We start from the raw sequence: 20231 nt of genomic DNA, 5'->3' as shown, positions 1-20231 counted from the left end.
CGACCCATGCGCATCATCTACATCGACGTCGACACCCTGCGCGCCGACCACACCACCCCCTACGGCTACGCCCGGCCCACCACGCCCAACCTGCAGGCGCTGGCCGACCGAGGGGTCACCTTCGACCGCTACTACTGCTCGGACTCCCCGTGCCTGCCCTCGCGTACGGCGCTGACCAGCGGCCAGTTCGGCATCAGCAACGGGGTCATCGGGCACTTCGGGGAGGCCGCCCGGTACCGGCTGGACTCCGGCCACCGGCCGCACCCCGAACGCCCGCTGCTGGGCCAGCGGCTCGGTGACCACGGCTGGTACACCGCGGCGGTCTCGATGTTCGCCGAGCGCCACCGGGCGTACCACTTCCTCGGCAACTTCCGGGAGTCGATCCGCGCCACCAACGAGATCAACGACGAGGACGGCAGCGCGATCAACCGGGTGGGGCTGGACTGGATCCGCCGCCACGCCGACGAGGACGACTGGTACCTGCACCTGACCTACTGGGAGCCGCACACCCCCTACCTCACCGAGCCCGGCTGGACGGAGAAGGCCGCCGCCTCGGGCCCGCCGCCGGCCTGGCCGGACCAGGCCGCGATCGACGGCCACCAGGAGGTCTACGGCCCGCGCAGCGCGGTCGACCTGCACTACAGCGTCGTCCCGCAGAAGTCGCCCACGCCGCACAACGCACCGGACCAGATCCGCACCCGGGCGGACTTCGAGCACCTGATCAACGGCTTCGACGGCACGATCATGTACTGGGACCAGCTGTTCGGGGAGCTGCTGGCGACGCTGGACGAGCTCGGCATCGCCGACGAGACGGCGATCATCGTCAGCGCCGACCACGGCGAGTCCTTCGGCGAGAACGGGTCCTACGGCGAGCACGGCCACGCCAACGAGGCGGTGCTGCGCCTGCCCCTGGTCGTCTACTGGCCCGGCGTCACCGACGACCTGCCCGAGTCGGCCCGGCACTGCGACAGCCTGCTCTACAACATCGACCTGGCTCCCACGCTGTGCGACCTGCTCGGCGTCCCGATCCCCTCTGGCTGGCAGGGCACCTCCTTCGCCGGTGCGGTGCGGGGGGAGGAGATCGGTTCGCGGGAGTACCTGGTGCTCGGCCAGGGGGCGCACACCTACCAGCGCGCGGTGCGCACCCGCGACCACATGTACATCCGCACGTACCACCCGGGCTGCATGAAGGTGGACTGGGAGCAGCTCTACGACGTCACCACCGACCCGCACCTGACCCGCAACCTGGTCGAGGAGCAGCCGGAGCTGGCGGGGACGATGCGCACCCACCTGGCCGAGTGGTGGCACACCTACGCCGGCCGGCCCGGCGCGCTGCCGGATCCAATGCAGACCACGCTGCAGGTGGGGCCGACGTACTACAACGACCCGGTCATGTACGCCGAGCACCTCCGCGCGACCGGACGTGCGCACCTGGCCGACGACCTCGAGCAGCAGCTGGCCACGGCCGTGGGCGCGACCCCGGTCTCCTGGCACGCCTCGGAGCAGTCCTGGACGCCGGAGCGCCGGGTCCGCATGGCGCGGATGTTCGCCCAGCGCGACGACGAGCTCGACTGAGCGGCCGCCCCGGCTCCGTGACCCTCGCAACGACGCCAGAGAGAAGCACTCCGATGCCCCGCCCGGATCTGCATGCCCTGATCGCCCGGCTCGACCTCAAGGCCAAGGTGCGGCTGCTCACCGGCAGCACGATGTACGGCCTGCACGCCGAGGAGGACATCGGCCTCGCCGAAATCCACCTGTCCGACGGGCCGACCGGGGTGCGCGGGCTGACCTTCACCAGCGGGCCCCCGGTGACGCTCTTCCCGAACGCGTCGCTGCTCGCCTCGGCGTGGAGCGACGAGGTGCTGCACGAGACCGGGCGGCTGCTCGCCGAGGAGGCCCGGGCGCAGGACGTCCACGTGGTGCTCGGCCCGACGATCAACCTGCACCGGAGCCTGCTGGGCGGCCGCCTCTTCGAGGCGTTCTCGGAGGACCCCTACCTCTCCGGCCGGCTGGCCACCGCCTATGTGCGGGGCCTGCAGGAGCAGGGCATCGGGGCCTGCCTGAAGCACGTCGTCGCCAACGAGTCCGAGACCGAACGGCACTCGGTGGACAGCGTGGTGGACGAGGCCACGCTGCGCGAGGTCTACCTGCTGCCGTTCGAGATGGCCGTCGCCGACGCCCAGCCGTGGTCGGTCATGGCTGCCTACAACCGGGTGAACGGGGTGTCCGCGACCGAGCACGACGGGCTGCTGAACGGCGTCGTCAAGGGGGAGTGGGCCTACGACGGGCTGGTCGTCTCCGACTGGTTCGCCACCCGGAGCACCGCGGCCTCGGCCAACGGCGGGCTGGACCTGGTCATGCCCGGACCGGTCGGGCCGTGGGGTGATGCCCTGGTGGCAGCGGTCTCGGCGGGAGAGGTGGCGGAGCGGATCGTCGACGAGCACCTGCACCGGCTGCTGCTGCTGGCCGAGCGCGTGAAGGCCCTGGGGGCGCCCCGGCCGGTGGTCGCCGAGCTGCCCCGGCCGGACAGCGACCTGCGCCGCGAGCAGCTCACCCGGCTGGCGGCCCAGGGCATGACCCTGGTCCGCAACGAGCGGGCCACCCTGCCCCTCGAGCGTGGGACCACGGTGGCGCTCATCGGACGGCACGCGATCGACACCGTCTGCATGGGCGGCGGATCAGCCCAGGTGAGGGCGGTGCACCAGGTGAGCATCGCCGACGGGCTCACCTCGTCGCTGGGGTCCGCGGTGAACGTCCTCGACGGTGTCGAGGTGCGCAGCCGGGCAGTGGCGGCCCGGGCCGGGACGGTGCTCGACCCGACCAGCGGCGAGAGCGGCGTGCACCTGCTGCTGCTGGGTGCCGACGGCGAGCTGATCGAGGAGCGGCACGAACGGACGGCCACCAGCATGATCGGTGTCGACGACGACCTGCCGGCGCCGGTGACCGAGGCCCGTTTCCGGGCGGTGGTCCCGCACGGTGGCGAGATGCAGCTCGGCGCCCTCGGGGTCGGCAACTGGCGGTTCGCCGTGGCCGGCACCCCGGTCGGGGGCTTCCAGCTCCGGCTGTCGACGGAGGACGCCGGCGAAGCGATCCTCCGGCCGCCGTCGGGCACCGTCCTGGCCGAGGTGCCCGACGGCGCGCTGGTCGAGGCCACCGTCGACCTGCGCACGGCCAGCGGGCTGGGCCGACCGGGGCGGATGGCGGGAGCCGGGCTGTTCGGCCTGGTCGCCGGCCCCGCGCCGCGCGACCGCGACGTGGTGCTCCGCGAGGCGGCGGACGCCGCCCGGGGGGCCGACGTCGCCGTGGTCGTCGTCGGGATGACCGAGGAGCAGGAGACCGAGTCGGTCGACAAGTCGACCCTCGCGCTGCCCGGCGAGCAGGACGCCCTGGTCCGGGCGGTGGCTGCCGCGGCCCGGCGCACCGTGGTCGTGGTCAACTCCGCGACCCCCGTGCTGATGCCGTGGATCGAGGAGGTGGACGCCGTGCTCGTCGCCGGGCTGCCCGGGCAGGAGGCCGGCCACGCGGTCGCCGCGGTGCTGCTGGGCGACCGCGAGCCCGCCGGCCGGCTGGTCTCCACCTGGCCGGTCGCGGACGGCGCAGCCCCGGCCTGGTCGGTGACGCCGGTCGACGGCCGGCTGGTCTACGCCGAGGGAGCCTTCCTGGGCCACCGCGGGCACGCCGCCGGCCGGGCGCCGGTGCCGCTGTTCTGGTTCGGGCACGGCCTGGGCTACGGGGACTGGGAGTACTCGGACGCGCGGCTGGTGGCCGGCGCCGAGCGCCCCGGCGTCGCGGTCACCGTGACCAACACCGGTCTGCGGCGGAGCCGGGAGGTGGTGCAGGTCTACCTGCAGCCGGCCGACCCCGAGCAACCGGTCCGGCTGGCCGGCTGGCAGGCGGTGATCGTCGAACCGGGGGAGAGCCGGACCGTGGAGGTGCCGACCGACCTGCGGATGTGGCGCCGGTGGGACGTTGCCTCGGGGGACTGGGACCTGCTGCCCGCGGCCGGTCAGCTCGTGCTCGCCCGCGGCCTGGGCGACGTCCGCGCGCGGCTGGCCCTCTCGTGAGCGCGGACAGCGCGCCCAGGGTCGCGACCACCTCGGGCACCGTCGTCGGGGTCCAGCGCGACACCGGCGCAGCGTTCCTGGGCATCCCGTACGCGCAGCCGCCGGTCGGGCCGCTCCGCTTCGCCGCACCGGTGCCCGTGGCGCCGTGGGACGGGGAGCGGGCGGCTACCGAGATCGGGCCGACGCCACAGCGGCGCCCGTTCCGAGCGGTCACCATGGTCCCGGAACGGTCGGTGCCCGGGGACGACACCCTGAGCCTGAACGTCTTCACACCGGCGCCCGGAGAGCCCGGAGCGCGGCTGCCCGTCCTCGTCTGGATCCACGGTGGGGGATTCGTCTCCGGGGTGTCGGCGAGCCCCTGGTACGACGGCTCCGCGTTCAACCGGGACGGCGTCGTGGTGGTCTCGCTCTCCTACCGGCTGGGCTTCGACGGGTACGGGTGGATCGAGGACGCGCCACTGAACCGTGGTCTCCTCGACCAGATCGCGGCGCTGGAGTGGGTGCAGGAGAACATCGCCGCGTTCGGGGGAGACCCGGCAGCGGTCACCATCGCCGGGCAGTCCGCGGGCGGCAGCTCCGTCATGTCACTGCTGGCCGTCCCGCGGGCACAGCACCTGTTCCGTGCGGTCATCAGCCAGTCGGGCGCGGACCGCACGCAGGACGCGGCCGCGTGCGAGCAGATCGGACGGAGGATGGCGGCGGCCGCCGGGGTGGCTCCCACGCGCGCCGGTTGGTCCCGGCTGAGCGAGGACGAGGTGCTCGACGTCCAGGCGCCCTTCGGGTTCCGCCCGCAGTCGGGGCCGGTGGACCCGGTCGCGTTCGCGCGCACGAGCCTCTTCCCCAGTGACGACGGGTTGGCCTTCGGGCCGGTCGTGGACGGTGACCTGGTCCCCCAACCGGTGGAGCAGGCCCTGGCACAGGGGGTGGGTGCGGACAAGCGGCTGCTGGCCGGCAGCACCGCGCACGAGTTCACGATGGTGCTGACCCGTGCCCGCGACGCCCTGGCGGGCGAGGACGTGCACGCCGTCCTCGTGCAGGCGGGGCTGCCGGCTGCCGCTGCCGAGGACCTGCTCCGCGGGAACCCGGAGTTGACCGAGCCGGCGCACCGGCTCGCGCAGCTGCGCACGGAGACGACGTTCCGGTTGCCCCTGTTGCGTTGGGCCGAGGCGCGGGCCACCCGCGGCGGCCCGGCGGACCGCACCTGGCTCTACGACTTCCGCTGGTCCGGGACGCCGCTGGGGCTGGCCGTGCACTGCGCGGAGATCCCCTTCGCCTGGGACCTGCTCGACGCCGTGGGAGTGCCGGCGGCACTGGGGCAGAACCCACCGCAGCCGCTGGCCGACGCCATGCACGGCGCGTGGGTCCGGTTCGTCCGGGACGGTGACCCCGGCTGGGCCCGGTGGACCGACGGCCGGATCGGCATGGTGTTCGACCAGGACAGCCACCCTGGGCCGCTGTACGAGGTCGAGCGTCGACTCCAGCAGGCCCTCAGCACCGCCGCCCGACCTGAACGTCCCGCAGCCGACCTCCCCGAGGAGCACGCATGAAGGCCATCGTCCTGATGTTCGACAGCCTGAACCGGCACATGCTGCCGTCCTACGGCGACACGTTCGTCGACGCCCCCAACTTCGCCCGGCTGGCGGAGCGCACGGTGACGTTCGACAGCTTCTACGCCGGGTCGATGCCCTGCATGCCGGCCCGCCGGGAGATGCACACCGGCCGGTACAACTTCCTGCACCGCAGCTGGGGGCCGCTCGAGCCGTTCGACGACTCGATGCCGGAACTGCTGAAGCAGGCCGGCGTGCACACCCACCTCGCCACCGACCACCAGCACTACTTCGAGGACGGCGGCGGCGACTACCACACCCGCTACTCGACCTGGGAGTTCTTCCGCGGCCAGGAGGGCGACCCGTGGAAGGGTGTCGTCCCGCGGCCCACCGACCCGGTGGTCAGCTACCCCGGCCCGCCGTTCTTCCAGGCGATGCGTCGGCAGGACGTCATCAACCGCAGCTACATGCCGACCGAGGCCGATCACAACCAGACCCGCACGGTCGATGCCGGGATCCACTTCCTGGAGACCAACGCCGACGCGGACAACTGGTTGCTGCAGCTGGAGCTGTTCGACCCGCACGAGCCGTTCTTCACGCACGAGGACTACAAGAAGCGCTACGCGCACGACTACGACGGCCCGGAGTTCGACTGGCCCGGCTACCAGAAGGTGACCGAGCCCGCCGACCAGGTCGAGCACGCACGGTACGAGTACGCGGCGCTGGTCTCGATGTGCGACGCGTCGCTCGGACGGCTGCTGGACTTCATGGACGGCCACGACATGTGGGCCGACACCATGCTGATCGTCAACACCGATCACGGCTTCCTGCTCGGCGAGCGGGGCTGGTGGGCCAAGTCGGCGATGCCGTGGTTCAACGAGCTGGTCCGCCTGCCCTTCTTCCTCTGGGACCCGCGCACCGGTGAGCGGGGCACGCGCTGCGGGGCGCTGGCCCAGACGATCGACCTGGCGCCGACGCTGCTCCGCTTCTTCGGCCTCGAGCCGACACCGGACATGCAGGGCCGGGACCTGGCCGATGCGCTGGCCGCAGGCCGCCTGGCCCGCGAGGGTGCGCTCTTCGGGGCGCACGGGGGCCACGTCAACGTCACCGACGGCCGGTACGTCTACATGCGGGCGCCGGCCGAGGCCGCCAACGCCCCGCTGGACGAGCACACCCTGATGCCCAACCACATGCGCAGCCGGTTCGGGGTGGGGGAGCTCGCCGCCTGGGAGCCGGCCGAGCCGTTCTCGTTCACCAAGGGCCTGCGGACCATGCGCATCCCGGCCGGCCCGGCCCGGAACAACCCCTGGCTGCACGGGACGCTGCTGTTCGACCTGGCGGCGGACCCCGGCCAGCAGCACCCCTTGCAGGACGACGACGTCGAGCTCCGGATGCTGCGGCTGCTGGCCCGACTGATGCACGAGAACGACGCACCGGCCAGCCAGTTCCAGCGGCTGGGCATCCCGTTCGACGGCGAGATCGGCGCCGAGCACCTGCTGGTGCGGGCGCAGGCCGACCGGGCTGCCGCCACTGCCGAGCCGCTGCCGCCGCTGGCCGACCTGCCCGCCGCCGACCTGCTGACCGAGCCGCTGCCCCGGCTGCTGCAGGACGACCGGGCGCGGGCGGTGGTGGAGCGGCACGCCCCCGAGCTCACCCAGACGGAGCTGCTCACGATCCCGCCGACCATGGGGTTGCTGGGCATGGCGCGGGCCGCGCTGCTGCCTGCCGCGACGCTGCGGGCACTGGCCGAGGACCTCGCCGTCCGCTGACGGGGTGCCACGGCCCCGTGGTCAGCCCTCCGCCGCGGCGGCGTAGCGGGCGGCGAGCGTGGCGCAGGCGTCGCGCAGCTGCGGTGGGCCGACGACGCGGACCCCCGGTGTCGAACCGGCCGAGCGTCGCGGCCAGCCCGACCCAGGACCAGGCGCCCAGGGTCAGCCGGCAGCGCCCGGGGCCGAGCGGCTCCACCGTCCCGTCGAGCGCGAACGGCGCCACCTCCGTGGCCGGCAGCTCCAGCTCGACCACGCCGGTGCAGGGCCACCCGGCGGCGCCGGTCGAGCCCCGGAACCGGGCGTCGACGAAGGCCGCGACGTCGTCACCGGGTAGGCCGCGGGGGGTGAAGCGCGGACCGGTGGGGGTGCGCGGGCTGATCCGGTCCGCGCGGAAGGTCCGCCAGTCGGCGCGGTCGAGGTCCCAGCCGACGAGGTACCACCGCCCGGCCCGGCTGACCAGGTGGTGCGGCTCCACCCGCCGCAGGGGTGGGGGCTGCGCCGGGTCGTCCCCGGAGGAGGCGGCGGCGTGGTCGAAGCGCAGCACCTCCCGCGCACGGATCGCGGTGGTGAGCGCCACCAGCACCGCCGGGTCGAGCTGGTCGCCGTCGGCGGGAACAGGCGTGACCTGGACGGCGTCGACCCGGTGCCGCAGCCGGGCCGGCATCACCTGGCGCACGGTGGCCAGGGCGCGGGCCGCCGCCTCGGTGATCCCCGCTCCGCTGGCCGCGGCGACCCGCAGCGCGACGGCGAGGGCGACCGCCTGGTCGTCGTCGAACAGCAACGGCGGCAGCTGCGCGCCGGCCGCGAGGCGGTACCCGCCGTCGGGGCCCTTGACCGCCTGCACCGGGTAGCCGAGCTCCCGGAGCCGGTCCACGTCGCGGCGCACGGTGCGCGGGGTGACCCCGAGCCGCTCGGCGAGCACGGCGCCGGGCCAGTCCCGGCGCGCCTGCAGCAGCGACAGCAGCGCCAGCAGCCGGGAGGAGGTTCCGTTCACGTCGCCGATGATGCCCCGGGTAGAGGACAGAACCTGTCCGCTTTCCTCGCCAGAGTGGCTGCACACCGCCGGCGAGCAGCGCCGGTGGGCAGGACCCAGAGGCGAGGAGCCCGACATGAGCGTCACCACGACCACCCACCTGAACTTCCGCGGCCAGGCCCGCGAGGCACTGGAGCACTACGCCACCGTCTTCGGTGGGGAGGTCATGGCGTTCACGTTCGCCCAGGGCGGCGACGAGCGGGACGCCGCCGACGGGGCCGTGCCCGACCAGCTGAAGTGGGGCGGCGTGCAGTCGCCCGGCGGCTTCTCGGTCATGGCGTTCGACGTCCCGCCGAACCGGCCGTACGACGCCGGCACCGACGCCGTCCACGTCTCGGTGCGCGGCGACGACGCCGAGGAGATCACCCGGTACTGGCACGGGCTGGCAGAGGGCGGCACCGTGCGGGCGTCGCTGGGCCCGGCGGGCCACGCCCCGCTCTACGGCATGGTCACCGACCGCTTCGGGGTGACCTGGGTCCTCGACGTGGTCATCCCGTACAACGGCTGACCCGTCCGGCCGGGGGCGCGGGCCGAGGGGTCCGCTGCCCCCGGTGCGGCCGGTCAGCGGTCGCGCGGGCGAGCGGTCCGCAGCACCGGTGGCGGCGTCGGGCGCGGTCGGCCGCTGCGTGGCGATGACCCGGGCGCCCCAGTGCCCCGCCGTCCGCACCAGCTCCTGGCGTCCTCCGGCGCGCCGGTCACTCCGGCCAGGGCGAGTTCTCGATGACCTCCACGAAGTCGACGTGCCGGTAGCCGGGCACCCGGTGCTCCAGGACGTCGCCGTTGACCGTGCCGAACGTGGTGTCGGGGCGGTGGCGGAAGCCGTCGGCGAAGGCATCGACGATCGCCGTCTTGAACCCGGGACGGGGATGGGCGGCGGTCACCGCGGCGACGTCGGCGGGTGGGAGGTCGCGGTAGCCGATGCCCAGGACGTCGGTCTCCACGCCGGCAGTGACCAGGGCGATCTCCGGCTCCAGCCGCCAGGGCACCTCGGGCGTGGTGTGCAGCGCGATCGCCTCCCAGACCAGCCGCACCCGCGGCTCGGGCACGTCGTGCGCCTGCAGGAACGCCCGCGCCTCGTCCGCGCCGTCGAGCTCGAACCGCTGGTCGTCGCGGCGGTGGCGCTCGGTCAGGCCCAGGTCGTGGAACATCGCGCCGACGTAGAGCAGCTCCGGGTCGGCGCTCAGGCCCAGCCGCCGGCCCTGGAGCGAGCCGAAGAGGAAGACCCGGCGGGAGTGGTGGAAGAGCAGGTCGTCGGTGGCGTCGCGGACCAGCTCCGTGGCCTCCCTGGTCAGGGTGGAGTCGGGGACGGCGACGCCGGCGATGGTCTCGGTCACGGGGTTCCTCTCGGTCAGGCGGTCCGGGGCTTGCCCAGGTACATCACCGCGTCCGCCCGGGCGATCAGCGTCGCGGCGTCGTCGGCGTCCCGGGGGAAGAGCGCGGCCCCCGAGCTGGCGGTCAGCCGGACGGTGACGCCGGCCAGCTCGAGCGGGCGGCCGAGCGCGGCGTGCAGGTGCTGCTGCACGCGGCGGACGGTCTCCTCGGCGGTGACCGTGCCCCGGAGACCCGGCGGCACGCCGTCGGTCGGGGGCAGGACGGCGAGGACGGCGAGGAACTCGTCCCCGCCGAGCCGTCCGAGCAGGTCGCCGGCGCGGAGCGCCCCGCGCAGCCGGGTCGCCGCCCCGACGAGCGCCGCGTCGCCGACGGCGTGGCCGAAGCGGTCGTTGATGGCCTTGAACCCGTTGAGGTCGATCAGCACGACGGCGACGGTGCTCCCGCTCCGCCGGGCCCGGCGCAGCTCGAGGTCCAGGTGCTCCAGCACGTGCGCCCGGTTGGGGAGGCCGGTCAGCTCGTCGTGGTGCGCGAGGTACGTCGTCCGCCGTTCCCGTTCGACGCGGGCGGTCACGTCGAGCTGGCTGCCGATGTAATGGGTGATCTCCCCGCCGTTCCAGACGGCGCTGACCCGGACCTCGTTCCAGAACGGGGAGCCGTCGCGCCGGTGGTTGAGCAGCACCGCGTGCACGTCACGGCCGGCGAGGAGCCGCCGGCGGATCGGCTGGACTTGGCTGGCGTCGGTGTCCGGGCCCTGGAGGAAGCGGCAGTTGCGGCCCAGGACCTCCGCTTCGGTGTACCCGGTGATGCGCAGGAACGCGGCGTTCACGTAGACCAGGGGCAGGTCGGGCAGCCGCGCGTCGGCGATGACGATGCCGTTGCTCGCGACGGCGACGGCCCGCAGCATCAGGTCGGGCAGCTCGTCCTCGGCCACCCGGAGGACCTCGGTGTCGGCGCGGTGCTCGGTCACCAGCACCTGGGCCGGGCCGGTGGTCATGGGCCGCACCCTGTCCAGCACGAGGCCGGCCGCGTCGAGCACCCGCTGTCGGTCGTAGGTCAGCGCGTAGTCCAGCCGCCGCTCCGTGGCCTCGGCCGGCCCCCCGGACCCGCGGACCCCCGGCGGCACCTCGCGCGCGGCGAGCGCGGCGGCGAAGTGCGGGCTGACGATCGTCACGACCCACTCGGCGGCCAGCGGGTCGTCGGGCTCCAGCGCAGTGCCCACGACTCCCGGGACCGGCTCGGCGGGCATGCCGACGCCGGTCACCGCGGTCAGGGCGGTGACGCTGCCGAGCGTCTCGTACCGGCGGCGCGTGCGCGCGTTCAGCGACGCCGCGTGCTGGAAGTTCGCCAGGACCACGGTCTGCTCGTCCAGCAGCAGGGCCTGCCGTTCGAGCTGGCGGGTCATCGACGCCAGCAGCGGCACGCTGGTGCGCTGGGGCGCCGTCGCCGTGGCGAGGACCGTGTACGGCGTGACCGCCGCCCCCTCCGCCGCCGCCCCCTCCGCCGCCGCCCCCTCCGCCGACGCCACCACCCGGGGGCTCCGCGGCCGGAAGCGCACCGCCCGCATGCCGGTCGGCAGCCGCGGCTCGGGGCGGCCGAACATCCAGCCCTGCCCCAGCCGGGCACCCAGTGCCAGGGCCCGCTCGAGGTGCTGCTCGGTCTCGATCCCCTCGGCCAGGACGACGGCGCCGGAGCGTTCCGCCTCGGCCCGGACGGCGTTGACCACCCCGGCCACCTGCAGCGTGGTGTGCCCCCGCACCAGGGCCAGGTCGAGCTTGATGACGTCCGGTCGCAGGAAGGACACCAGCGCCAGCCCGGCCGGCTCGGCGCCGACGTCGTCCAGCGCCACCCGCCAGCCGATGTCCCGGGCCCGCCGCACCCCGCGGACGAGGTCCGCCGGGCGTTCCAGCAGGTCGCGTTCGGTCACCTCGAGCACGATCTGCACCAGCGCCGGGGTGCGCTCGGCGAGCTCGGCCAGGTCGTCCGCGGAGAGGGTCGCCAGGGTCGCCGGCTCGATGTTCACGAACAGCGTCGTGGGCTCGGGGACGTCGGCCACCCCGGCCAGCGCGGCGCGCAGGCAGGCGCGGTCGAGCGCCGCGGTCGTCCCGGCGGCCGCGGCGGCGGCGAACAGGCGGGTCGGTGACTCCAGGGGCGCGGCCTCGCCGCGCGACAGCGCCTCCACGGCCACCAGCGCACCGTCGTGCAGGTCGACGATCGGCTGGAACAGCGATCGCACCGCGTCAACCGAGCGCAGCGGCCGGGGCATGCACCTCAGCCTCCCACGTGGTCCGGCGACGGGCGCGGCGTCGAGCACGCCACTCGCCCACGGGGTACGGCAGGATCCGGCCGGTGAGCAGTTCATCGGCCGCCGACCAGCGCCTGAGCGACCTCGCGCGGCTGCGCCGGGTCCGCGACCGGATCGACCGGGAGCACGCCCGTCCCCTGGACGTCGAGGCGCTCGCCCGGGGCGCGCACATGTCCGCCGGCCACCTGAGCCGGGCGTTCCGGGCCGCCTACGGGGAGCCGCCGCACGCCTACCTGATGACCCGGCGCATCGAACGCGCGATGGCGCTGCTGCGCCGGGGTGACCTGAGCGTCACCGAGGTGTGCTTCGCTGTGGGCTGCTCATCGCTGGGCACCTTCAGCACCCGCTTCACCGAGTTGGTCGGCGTGCCGCCCAGCGTCTACCGGCGGGAGGCGGCGGGGGCGACGGCGGGCATGTCGCCGTGCGTGGCCCGGCAGGTGACCAGACCGGTCAGGAATCGAGAAGCACCGGCACCCGTGCCGTCCCTAGCGTGACCGGCATGGACACCAAGGACGCCAGGGACGCCAGGGACAGCCAGGACGCCAGGGACAGCAAGGACGCCAGGGACATGGACCTCACCATCCACTCCAGCTTCCTGCCGCACAGCGATCCGGACGCCTCCCTGCGGTTCTGGCGCGACGTCCTCGGGTTCGACGTCCGCCTCGACGTCGGGTACGAGGGGATGCGCTGGATCACCGTGGGCCCGCCCGGTCAGCCCGACACGGCGATCGTGCTGCACCCGCCGGCCGCCGGGCCCGGTCTCACCGACGCCGAGCGCCGCACGATCGAGGAGCTGCTGGCCAAGGGCAGCTTCTTCGGGGTCAACCTGGCCACCCCGGACCTGGACGGGACGTTCGCGGCGCTGGTCGGCAGCGGCGTCGAGGTGGTCCAGGAGCCGACCGATCAGCCCTATGGTCTGCGTGACTGCGCGGTCCGCGACCCCGCGGGCAACCTGATCCGGATCCAGCAGCTGCGGTGAGCAGCCGGGCCCAGCCGGGCGGAGGGAGAGTGCGATGAGCACGGCCACCGGGACCGACGCGCCGTCCCGCGAGACGCACGCGGCCGACCGGCACGACCTGATCCGGGTGATCGGCGCGCGGCAGAACAACCTCAAGGACGTCAGCGTCGAGATCCCGAAGCGCCGGCTGACGGTGTTCACCGGCGTCTCCGGGTCGGGCAAGAGCTCGCTGGTGTTCGGCACGATCGCCGCGGAGTCGCAGCGGCTGATCAACGAGACCTACAGCGCCTTCGTGCAGGGCTTCATGCCGTCGCTGGCCCGGCCGGACGTCGATCTGCTCGACGGACTGACGACGGCGATCATCGTCGACCAGGAGCGGATGGGCGCCAACCCGCGCTCCACGGTGGGCACCGCGACCGACGCCAACGCGATGCTGCGGATCCTGTTCAGCCGGCTGGGCGAGCCGCACATCGGCTCGCCGCAGGCCTTCTCCTTCAACGTCGCCTCGATCAGCGGCGCCGGCGCGGTCACCTTCGAGCAGGGCGGGAAGACGGTCAAGGAGCGCCGCGAGTTCAGCATCACCGGCGGCATGTGCCCCCGCTGCGAGGGGATGGGCCGGGTCACCGACATCGACGTCACCCAGCTCTACGACGACAGCAAGTCGCTCAACGAGGGCCCGTTCACCGTCCCCGGCTACAGCGCCGACGGCTGGTACGGGCGCATCTACAGCGGCTCCGGCTTCTTCGACCCGGACAAGCCGATCCGCGACTACACCGAGACCGAGCTGCACGACCTGCTGCACCGCGAGCCGACCAAGATCAAGGTCGACGGGATCAACCTGACCTACGAGGGCCTGATCCCGAAGATCCAGAAGTCGATGCTGAGCAAGGACCGGGAGGCGATGCAGCCACACGTCCGGGCGTTCGTGGACCGGGCGGTCGTCTTCACCACCTGCCCGGACTGCGCCGGCACGCGGCTGAGCGCGGAGGCCCGGTCGTCGCGGATCCGCGGCAAGAACATCGCCGACGTCTGCGCGATGCAGATCAGCGACCTCGCCGAGTGGGTCCGGGCGCTCGACGAGCCGTCCGTGGCACCGCTGCTGGGCGGGCTGGGGGAGACCCTGGACGCCTTCGTGGAGATCGGGCTGGGCTACCTCAGCCTCGACCGGCCCGCGGGCACGCTGTCCGGCGGCGAGGCGCAGCGCACCAAGATGATCCGCCACCTCGGCTCCTCGCTCACCGACGTCACCTACGTCTTCGACGAGCCGACGATCGGCCTGCACCCGCACGACATCGGGCGGATGAACGACCTGCTGCTCCGGTTGCGCGACAAGGGCAACACCGTGCTGGTCGTCGAGCACAAGCCGGAGACCATCGCGATCGCCGACCACGTCGTCGACCTCGGCCCCGGCGCCGGTACGGCGGGCGGCACGATCTGCTTCGAGGGCACGGTCGAGGGGCTGCGGGCCAGCGGCACCCTCACCGGCCGGCACCTCGACGACCGGGTCTCGGTGAAGCCCGCCGTCCGCACGCCGTCGGGCGCGCTGGAGGTGCGCGGTGCGAGTACCCACAACCTGCGCGACGTCGACGTCGACATCCCGCTGGGCGTGCTGGTGGTGCTGACCGGGGTGGCGGGGTCGGGCAAGAGCTCGCTCATCTCGGGGTCGGTGTCCGGCCGGGACGGCGTCGTGACGGTCGACCAGACCCCGATCCGCGGCTCCCGCCGGAGCAACCCGGCGACCTACACCGGGCTGCTGGACCCGATCCGCAAGGCCTTCGCCAAGGCCAACGGCGTCAAGCCGGCGCTGTTCAGCGCCAACTCGGAGGGCGCCTGCCCCACGTGCAAGGGCGCCGGGGTGGTGTACACCGACCTGGCGACGATGGCCGCCGTCGCCACCCCCTGCGAGGAGTGCGAGGGCCGGCGGTTCCAGGCCTCGGTGCTGGAGTACCGCCTGGGTGGGCGGGACATCAGCGAGGTGCTGGCCATGTCGGTGGCGGAGGCCGAGGAGTTCTTCGGCGCCGGTGACGCGCGCACGCCGGCCGCGCACAAGGTGCTGACCCACCTGGCCGACGTGGGGCTCGGCTACCTCACCCTCGGCCAGCCGCTCACCACGCTGTCCGGCGGCGAGCGGCAGCGGCTCAAGCTGGCGACCCACATGGGGGAGCCGGGCGGCGTCTACGTGCTGGACGAGCCCACCACCGGCCTGCACCTGGCCGACGTGCAACAGCTGCTCGGCCTGCTCGACCGGCTGGTCGACGCCGGGACGTCGGTCGTCGTCATCGAGCACCACCAGGCGGTGATGGCGCACGCCGACTGGATCATCGACCTCGGGCCGGGGGCCGGCCACGACGGCGGCCGGGTGGTCTTCGAGGGCACCCCGGCCGACCTGGTGGCCTCGCGCGCCACCCTGACCGGTGAGCACCTGGCGGCCTACGTCGGCGGGTGAGCCCGGCCGCGGGTGGACAGGGTGTTTACAACGTAAACAGCGCTGTCTAGACTGCCTCGATGCCGCTGATCCTCCACGTCGGCGGGCCCCGTGACGGCCAGGTCGACGACCTGCCGGACGACGCCCTCGCCTCCTCGCTGCTGGTCTACGACGGGCCCCGGTGGCTCGGCGTCTACGAGCGGGTGGAGCCCCGGCGCACCGTCGACACGCCCCGCGGCCCGGCCGAGGTCTGGGCGGTGCACGAGTAGCCGACCGCGCCCCCCTGTGTGGCGGGCTTCCGCCGGCGCCTCACCCCACGCCCGGCGGGCGGGCCCGAGGCGCCGTGTCCGCATGCCGCTTTGTCGACATGACGGCATGCGGACATGGCGACCGGGGGGCGTCGGCTCGGAAGGGGTCGGTCGTCCGCCAGGTCAGGGGGTGGCGGTCCGGGTTCCGCCGGTGGTGGCCGGTGCCCGTTCCGCCTGATGGTGGCTGGGGTTCCCGGTGGTCGAGCGCCGGATGGTCGCCGCTTCGTCGGGGAGGTGTCGGGTGGTTCGGCCGGTGCCTGGGTGTGTGCTCACGGCGGTTCCGGGAAACCCAGGGGCATGGCCAAGAACAACGATGCAGATGCCCAGCGCGCCGCCGTCCGCGAGGCACACCGCAATGGTGAGTCCCCCAGCGCCGCGGGAGTGACCACCGGCGCGTCCAAGCAGACCCGCCACGTGCGCAAGGGCGAGGACCGGCACGAGCACTCCAGCGCCCAGGGCAAGAGCAAGACCTGATCCGCCCGCGGGCAGCGGGAGCGGGCGCCCCGGTCAGCTGGCCAGCACCACCAGCAGGCTGCGCGGCCCGTGCACGCCCTCCACCCGCTCCAGCTCGATGTCACTGGTCGCCGACGGGCCGCTGACCATGGTCAGCGGCCGCAGTGGGTCCAGCCGGGCGATGCCCTCGGGCACCCCGCGGACGACCTGGTCGGCGGTCACCACACAGACGAGCACGTCGGGCAGCAGGGACAGCGCGCGCCGGCCGCAGGCGGGGGAGCCGTCGAGCACCAGGGTGCCGGTCTCGGCGATCGCCACGGCGACGGCGGTGACCGACGCCGTCCGCTCGGCCAGCTGGGAGGCGGGCCGGTCGTCGTCGACGTCGCAGCCGGCCGGGCGCCAGTCCGCGGGCAGCCCCGGCGCCACGACGACGCCGGACGCCGGCCAGCCGGTGCCGAGCCCCCGGTCGAGCGCCGCAGCGACCGTCGCGCCGATCTCACCGGCCGCGCAGCGGAGCACGTCGGCGCGGTAGTCCTCGACCCGCTCGAAGAGGAGGTCGAGCAGGGCGGCGTCGGCGGGCACGTCGTCGGCCTGCCGGTAGTCGCGTGCCACCTCGGGCGCGGGTGACCGGGTTTCCCCGAGCGCGGACCGGATCCGGCCGAGCACCTCCTCGCGTGAACTCACTTCCCGTGCTCCTCGGTCCACTGCTGCACGAAGGTCCTCGCCGGCGGGGTGGGCAGGTCGCGGCTGCGCGTCCACCCGGCGACCGGCGGCGGGAACACGTTGGGCAGGGTCGGCCGCCCGCGGGCGATCAGTCGGCCGAGCCGGGCCACCCGCTGGGTGAGGTGCCACAGCCGCGGGTTGCTCATCGCCCGGGCCAGCGCCCGGAAGGCGGTGCCCTCGGCGGTCGGCCGTTCCTGGGCCTCGACGTGCTCGGCGCGCAGGTGCACCAGGATCGAGGGGATGTCGATCGCCACCGGGCAGACCTCGTAACAGGCGCCGCACAGCGACGACGCATAGGGCAGTGAGGCGTTGTCCTCCACCCCGGTGAGCATCGGGGAGAGGACCGCGCCGATCGGGCCGGGGTAGACCGAGCCGTAGGCGTGCCCGCCGGCCCGTTCGTAGACCGGGCACACGTTCAGGCAGGCCGAGCAGCGGATGCAGTGCAGCGCCTCGCGGCCCACCTCGTCGGCGAGCACCGCCGTCCGGCCGTTGTCCAGCAGCACCAGGTGGAACTCCTGGGGGCCGTCGCCGGCGGTCACGCCGGCCCAGGTGGAGGTGTAGGGGTTCATCCGCTCGCCGGTGGAGGAACGGGGCAGCAGCTGCAGGAACACCTCCAGATCGCGCCAGGTCGGCACCACCTTCTCGATCCCCATCACGGTGATCAGCGTCTCCGGGAGGGTCAGGCACATCCGCCCGTTGCCCTCGCTCTCCACCACGGTCAGCGTGCCGGTCTCGGCGATGCCGAAGTTCGCCCCGCTCACCGCCACGCGTGCCCGCAGGAACCGCTCGCGCAGGTGGGCGCGGGCAGCCATCGCCAGCTGGCGGGGGTCGTCGGTGAGATGGGGGTCGACGCCGGGGATGGTGCCGGCGAAGATCTCCCGGATCTCGGCCCGGTTCTTGTGGATCGCCGGCACCAGGATGTGCGAGGGCCGGTCCTCGCCCAGCTGCACGATGAGCTCGGCCAGGTCGGTCTCGAAGACGTCCAGGCCGACCTCCTCCAGCGCCTCGTTCAGGCCGATCTCCTGGGTGGCCATCGACTTGACCTTGACCACCTCCCGGGTGCCGGTGGCCTGCACCAGCCGGGTGACGATCGCGTTGGCCTCGTTGGCGTCGCGGGCCCAGTGCACCGTGCCGCCACGGGCGGTGACCTGGCGCTCGAGCTCCACCAGGTGGTCGTCGAGCCGGGCCATGGTCGCGGCCTTGATCGCCTTGCCCGCGGCGCGCAGCTGCGCCCAGTCGGGCACCTCGTCGACCACCCGGGCCCGCTTGCCGCGGATCGTGCTGGTCGCGTGGCCGAGGTTGGCCCGCAGCTGCCCGTCGCGGAGGGCACCGCGGGCGGCATCGGGGAACGACTGGTCCCCACGCAGGTGGCCGACCCCGCGGGGGGCGGTCGGGAGACCCAGGAACGTCGCGGTCACGAGGTCACCGTCCCGGTGACCAGGGCCTGGTCGTGCTCGGTGGCGGCCAGGATCTCCGCGAGGTGCACCGTGCGGGTGCCCGCGCGCAGCCGGGACAGCCCGCCACCGATGTGCATCAGGCAGGATGCGTCCCCGGCGGTGCACACCTCGGCGTGCGTGCCCAGCACGTTGGCCATCTTGTCGGTCAGCATCGCCGTCGAGGTGTCGGCGTTCTTCACCGCGAACGTGCCGCCGAAGCCGCAGCACTGCTCCGCGCCGGGCAGCTCGACCAGCTCCAGCCCGCGCACCGCGCGGAGCAGCCGCAGCGGCCGGTCACCGACGCCGAGCATCCGCAGCGAGTGGCAGGTCGGGTGGTACGTGACCCGGTGCGGGTAGTACGCGCCGACGTCGGTCACCCCGATCACGTCGACCAGGAACTGGGACAGCTCGTACGTGCGCCCGGCCAGTTCGTCGGCGGCCTGCGCCAGCGCCTCGTCCCCGGCCCGCCGGGCGACGGCGGCCTGCTGGTGGTGGATCGAGGCCACGCAGGAGCCGGACGGCGCGACGACCACCTCCGCACCCTCGAAGGCGCGCACGTGGTTGGCGACGATCGACACCGCCTCGCGCCGGTAGCCGGTGTTGACGTGCATCTGCCCGCAGCACGCCTGGGTGGGTGGGACGACGACCTCCTGGCCCAGGCGCTGCAGCAGCGCCGCGGTGGCCACCGCCACCGACGGCGTCATGGTGTCCACCAGGCAGGTGGCGAAGAGTGCGACCTTCAACTGAGACCTCCGCTCAGCTCGCGACGGACCGGCTGGGGTGCCGGACCATGCTGGACTCGCGGACGACGAGCGTGGGCTCGAAGACCGGTTGCTGGTGCTGGTGGCCCTCGCCGGCAGCCTCGTCCAGCAGCAGCTCCGCCGCCCGACGGCCGAGCTCGTGGCGGGGCTTGCGGACCGAGGTCAGCGGGACGGCGGCGGCCGCGGCGTAGTCGATGTCGTCGTAACCGACGATGCTGAAGTCGTCGGGCACCCGGACCTCCCGGCGCACCATCTCCTGGAGCACGCCCATCGCCAGCAGGTCGTTCGCGCAGACCGCGGCGGTGGGACGCTGCCCGGGGGGCAGCCCGAGGAGGCGGGACGCCGCCTCGCGGCCACCGGCCACGGTGAGCGCCTCGGGGGTGATCACGGCCAGGGCGTCGTCGGAGCCGGTGCCCTCGCGGACGGCGGCGACGACCCCCTGGTACCGCTCCTGTAGCTGCGGCAGCCCGCCGGGGCCGCCGATGAAGGCGATCCGGCGGTGCCCGTGGCCGAGCAGGTGGTCCGCGGCCAGCCGGCCGCCCAGGACGTCATCGACGGCGACGGCGCACTGGTCGGACCCGGGCGCGCGGCGGTCCAGCAGCACGACCGGAACGCCGCGCTGTCGCAACGTCTCGACCTGCGGGGAGAGCTCGGCGGTCGGGGTGAGGACGACCCCGCGGACCCGCTGCTCGGTGAGCGCGTCGAGGTGGGCGGCCTCCTTGGCCGGGCGGCCGTCGGAGTTGCACAGGACCACCGACAGCCCCTGCGCGTTGGCCACCTCCTCCACCCCGCGGGCGACGTCGGTGAAGAAGGGGTTGGCGATGTCGAGCACCACCAGCCCGATGGTGCGGCTGCGGCCGGCGCGCAGCTGGCGGGCCGACTCGTTGCGCACGAAGCCGAGGGTGGTGATGGCGGTCAGCACCCGGTCGCGGGTCGCGGGGCTGACCGAGTCGGGCCGGTTGAGGACGTTGCTGACCGTGCCGACCGAGACTCCGGCGTGGACGGCGACGTCCCGGATGCTGGCGGTCAGTGTCGCCCCCCTCGGTTCCCCGGCCGGCCCGTTGACCGCTCGCATGCAGCATCCTACTGTGGCCCACAGCACCTTGTGAATCGTTTCAGT

At 73.9% G+C, this 20231-nt stretch carries 17 protein-coding genes; 10 read left to right on the top strand and 7 right to left on the bottom strand.

The features are described from left to right. Positions 1–6 precede the first annotated feature (6 nt). Genes ACI783_RS07050 through ACI783_RS07035 form a run of 4 tightly spaced genes read left to right on the top strand, consistent with a single transcriptional unit; the run spans position 7 to position 7380 of the window. Positions 7–1575, top strand: coding sequence for a sulfatase family protein (locus tag ACI783_RS07050; protein WP_457082231.1), 1569 nt, complete (start codon positions 7–9; stop codon positions 1573–1575). Between the two features lie 53 nt (positions 1576–1628). Further along, a complete protein-coding gene (locus tag ACI783_RS07045; RefSeq protein ID WP_457139781.1) occupies positions 1629–4064 on the top strand; it encodes a beta-glucosidase in 2436 nt (811 codons plus the stop codon). After that, the gene (locus ACI783_RS07040) at positions 4061–5611 is read left to right on the top strand and encodes a carboxylesterase/lipase family protein (RefSeq protein WP_457082226.1); all 1551 of its coding nucleotides are present in this window, start codon (positions 4061–4063) and stop codon (positions 5609–5611) included. The genes ACI783_RS07045 and ACI783_RS07040 overlap by 4 nt, the downstream gene beginning before the upstream one ends. Then, positions 5608–7380 carry a sulfatase gene (locus ACI783_RS07035; RefSeq protein ID WP_457139780.1) on the top strand — a complete coding sequence of 591 codons (1773 nt, stop codon included), beginning with the start codon at positions 5608–5610 and terminating at the stop codon, positions 7378–7380. Before ACI783_RS07040 ends, ACI783_RS07035 begins: the two co-directional genes overlap by 4 nt. On the opposite strand, the gene ACI783_RS07030 is transcribed toward ACI783_RS07035, so the two are convergent. Then, complete coding sequence (locus ACI783_RS07030) at positions 7280–8374, bottom strand: helix-turn-helix transcriptional regulator (RefSeq protein ID WP_457139779.1); 1095 nt, start codon at positions 8372–8374, stop codon at positions 7280–7282. The genes ACI783_RS07035 and ACI783_RS07030 overlap by 101 nt on opposite strands. 115 nt (positions 8375–8489) lie before the next feature. Between ACI783_RS07030 and ACI783_RS07025 the strand changes: the two genes are divergently transcribed. After that, complete coding sequence (locus ACI783_RS07025; protein WP_457082220.1) at positions 8490–8921, top strand: VOC family protein; 432 nt, start codon at positions 8490–8492, stop codon at positions 8919–8921. A gap of 187 nt (positions 8922–9108) precedes the next feature. On the opposite strand, the gene ACI783_RS07020 is transcribed toward ACI783_RS07025, so the two are convergent. Together ACI783_RS07020 and ACI783_RS07015 are read right to left on the bottom strand one after the other, a co-directional pair. Further along, positions 9109–9747: an HD domain-containing protein gene (locus ACI783_RS07020; RefSeq protein WP_457082218.1), complete on the bottom strand. Its 639-nt coding sequence runs from the start codon at positions 9745–9747 to the stop codon at positions 9109–9111. Between the two features lie 14 nt (positions 9748–9761). Then, positions 9762–12008, bottom strand: a complete 2247-nt coding sequence (locus ACI783_RS07015) for an EAL domain-containing protein (protein ID WP_457139778.1) — start codon at positions 12006–12008, stop codon at positions 9762–9764. 83 nt (positions 12009–12091) lie between these two features. Between ACI783_RS07015 and ACI783_RS07010 the strand changes: the two genes are divergently transcribed. The 5 genes from ACI783_RS07010 to ACI783_RS06990 all read left to right on the top strand — a co-directional run bounded on the left by ACI783_RS07010 (position 12092) and on the right by ACI783_RS06990 (position 16212). Beyond that, on the top strand, positions 12092–12541 hold the full coding sequence (locus tag ACI783_RS07010) for a helix-turn-helix transcriptional regulator (RefSeq protein ID WP_457082214.1): 450 nt from the start codon (positions 12092–12094) through the stop codon (positions 12539–12541). Positions 12542–12546: 5 nt separating this feature from the next. Continuing rightward, positions 12547–13026, top strand: coding sequence for a VOC family protein (locus ACI783_RS07005; RefSeq protein WP_457139777.1), 480 nt, complete (start codon positions 12547–12549; stop codon positions 13024–13026). A 34-nt stretch (positions 13027–13060) separates the two neighbouring features. Continuing rightward, a complete protein-coding gene (locus ACI783_RS07000) occupies positions 13061–15451 on the top strand; it encodes an ATP-binding cassette domain-containing protein (protein ID WP_457139776.1) in 2391 nt (796 codons plus the stop codon). 59 nt (positions 15452–15510) lie between these two features. Next, positions 15511–15699 carry a hypothetical protein gene (locus ACI783_RS06995; RefSeq protein ID WP_457075843.1) on the top strand — a complete coding sequence of 63 codons (189 nt, stop codon included), beginning with the start codon at positions 15511–15513 and terminating at the stop codon, positions 15697–15699. 336 nt (positions 15700–16035) lie between these two features. Then, positions 16036–16212, top strand: a complete 177-nt coding sequence (locus ACI783_RS06990) for a hypothetical protein (protein WP_457139775.1) — start codon at positions 16036–16038, stop codon at positions 16210–16212. 33 nt (positions 16213–16245) lie between these two features. Here ACI783_RS06990 and ACI783_RS06985 read toward each other — a convergent pair whose 3' ends face one another. The 4 genes from ACI783_RS06985 to ACI783_RS06970 are packed head-to-tail and all read right to left on the bottom strand — an operon-like array spanning position 16246 to position 20186. Then, on the bottom strand, positions 16246–16875 hold the full coding sequence (locus ACI783_RS06985) for a LutC/YkgG family protein (protein ID WP_457139774.1): 630 nt from the start codon (positions 16873–16875) through the stop codon (positions 16246–16248). Further along, positions 16872–18332, bottom strand: coding sequence for a LutB/LldF family L-lactate oxidation iron-sulfur protein (locus tag ACI783_RS06980; RefSeq protein ID WP_457139773.1), 1461 nt, complete (start codon positions 18330–18332; stop codon positions 16872–16874). The genes ACI783_RS06985 and ACI783_RS06980 overlap by 4 nt, the downstream gene beginning before the upstream one ends. After that, on the bottom strand, positions 18329–19093 hold the full coding sequence (locus ACI783_RS06975) for a (Fe-S)-binding protein (RefSeq protein ID WP_457139772.1): 765 nt from the start codon (positions 19091–19093) through the stop codon (positions 18329–18331). The genes ACI783_RS06980 and ACI783_RS06975 overlap by 4 nt, the downstream gene beginning before the upstream one ends. A 13-nt stretch (positions 19094–19106) precedes the next feature. Then, a complete protein-coding gene (locus ACI783_RS06970) occupies positions 19107–20186 on the bottom strand; it encodes a LacI family DNA-binding transcriptional regulator (RefSeq protein ID WP_457139771.1) in 1080 nt (359 codons plus the stop codon). Positions 20187–20231: the final 45 nt, after the last annotated feature.

This window comes from Modestobacter sp. SYSU DS0511, from assembly GCF_054050755.1.
This window is presented reverse-complemented; position numbering and strand designations above follow the sequence as displayed.

Coding starts and splice junctions, on each gene's coding strand:
- ACI783_RS07035 (WP_457139780.1), top strand. CDS start 5,608: ATGAAGGCCATCGTCCTGATGTTCGACAGCCTGAACCGGCACATGCTG.
- ACI783_RS07050 (WP_457082231.1), top strand. CDS start 7: ATGCGCATCATCTACATCGACGTCGACACCCTGCGCGCCGACCACACC.
- ACI783_RS07000 (WP_457139776.1), top strand. CDS start 13,061: ATGAGCACGGCCACCGGGACCGACGCGCCGTCCCGCGAGACGCACGCG.
- ACI783_RS07025 (WP_457082220.1), top strand. CDS start 8,490: ATGAGCGTCACCACGACCACCCACCTGAACTTCCGCGGCCAGGCCCGC.
- ACI783_RS07045 (WP_457139781.1), top strand. CDS start 1,629: ATGCCCCGCCCGGATCTGCATGCCCTGATCGCCCGGCTCGACCTCAAG.
- ACI783_RS06970 (WP_457139771.1), bottom strand. CDS start 20,186: ATGCGAGCGGTCAACGGGCCGGCCGGGGAACCGAGGGGGGCGACACTG.
- ACI783_RS06990 (WP_457139775.1), top strand. CDS start 16,036: ATGGCCAAGAACAACGATGCAGATGCCCAGCGCGCCGCCGTCCGCGAG.
- ACI783_RS07005 (WP_457139777.1), top strand. CDS start 12,547: ATGGACACCAAGGACGCCAGGGACGCCAGGGACAGCCAGGACGCCAGG.
- ACI783_RS06995 (WP_457075843.1), top strand. CDS start 15,511: ATGCCGCTGATCCTCCACGTCGGCGGGCCCCGTGACGGCCAGGTCGAC.
- ACI783_RS07015 (WP_457139778.1), bottom strand. CDS start 12,008: ATGCCCCGGCCGCTGCGCTCGGTTGACGCGGTGCGATCGCTGTTCCAG.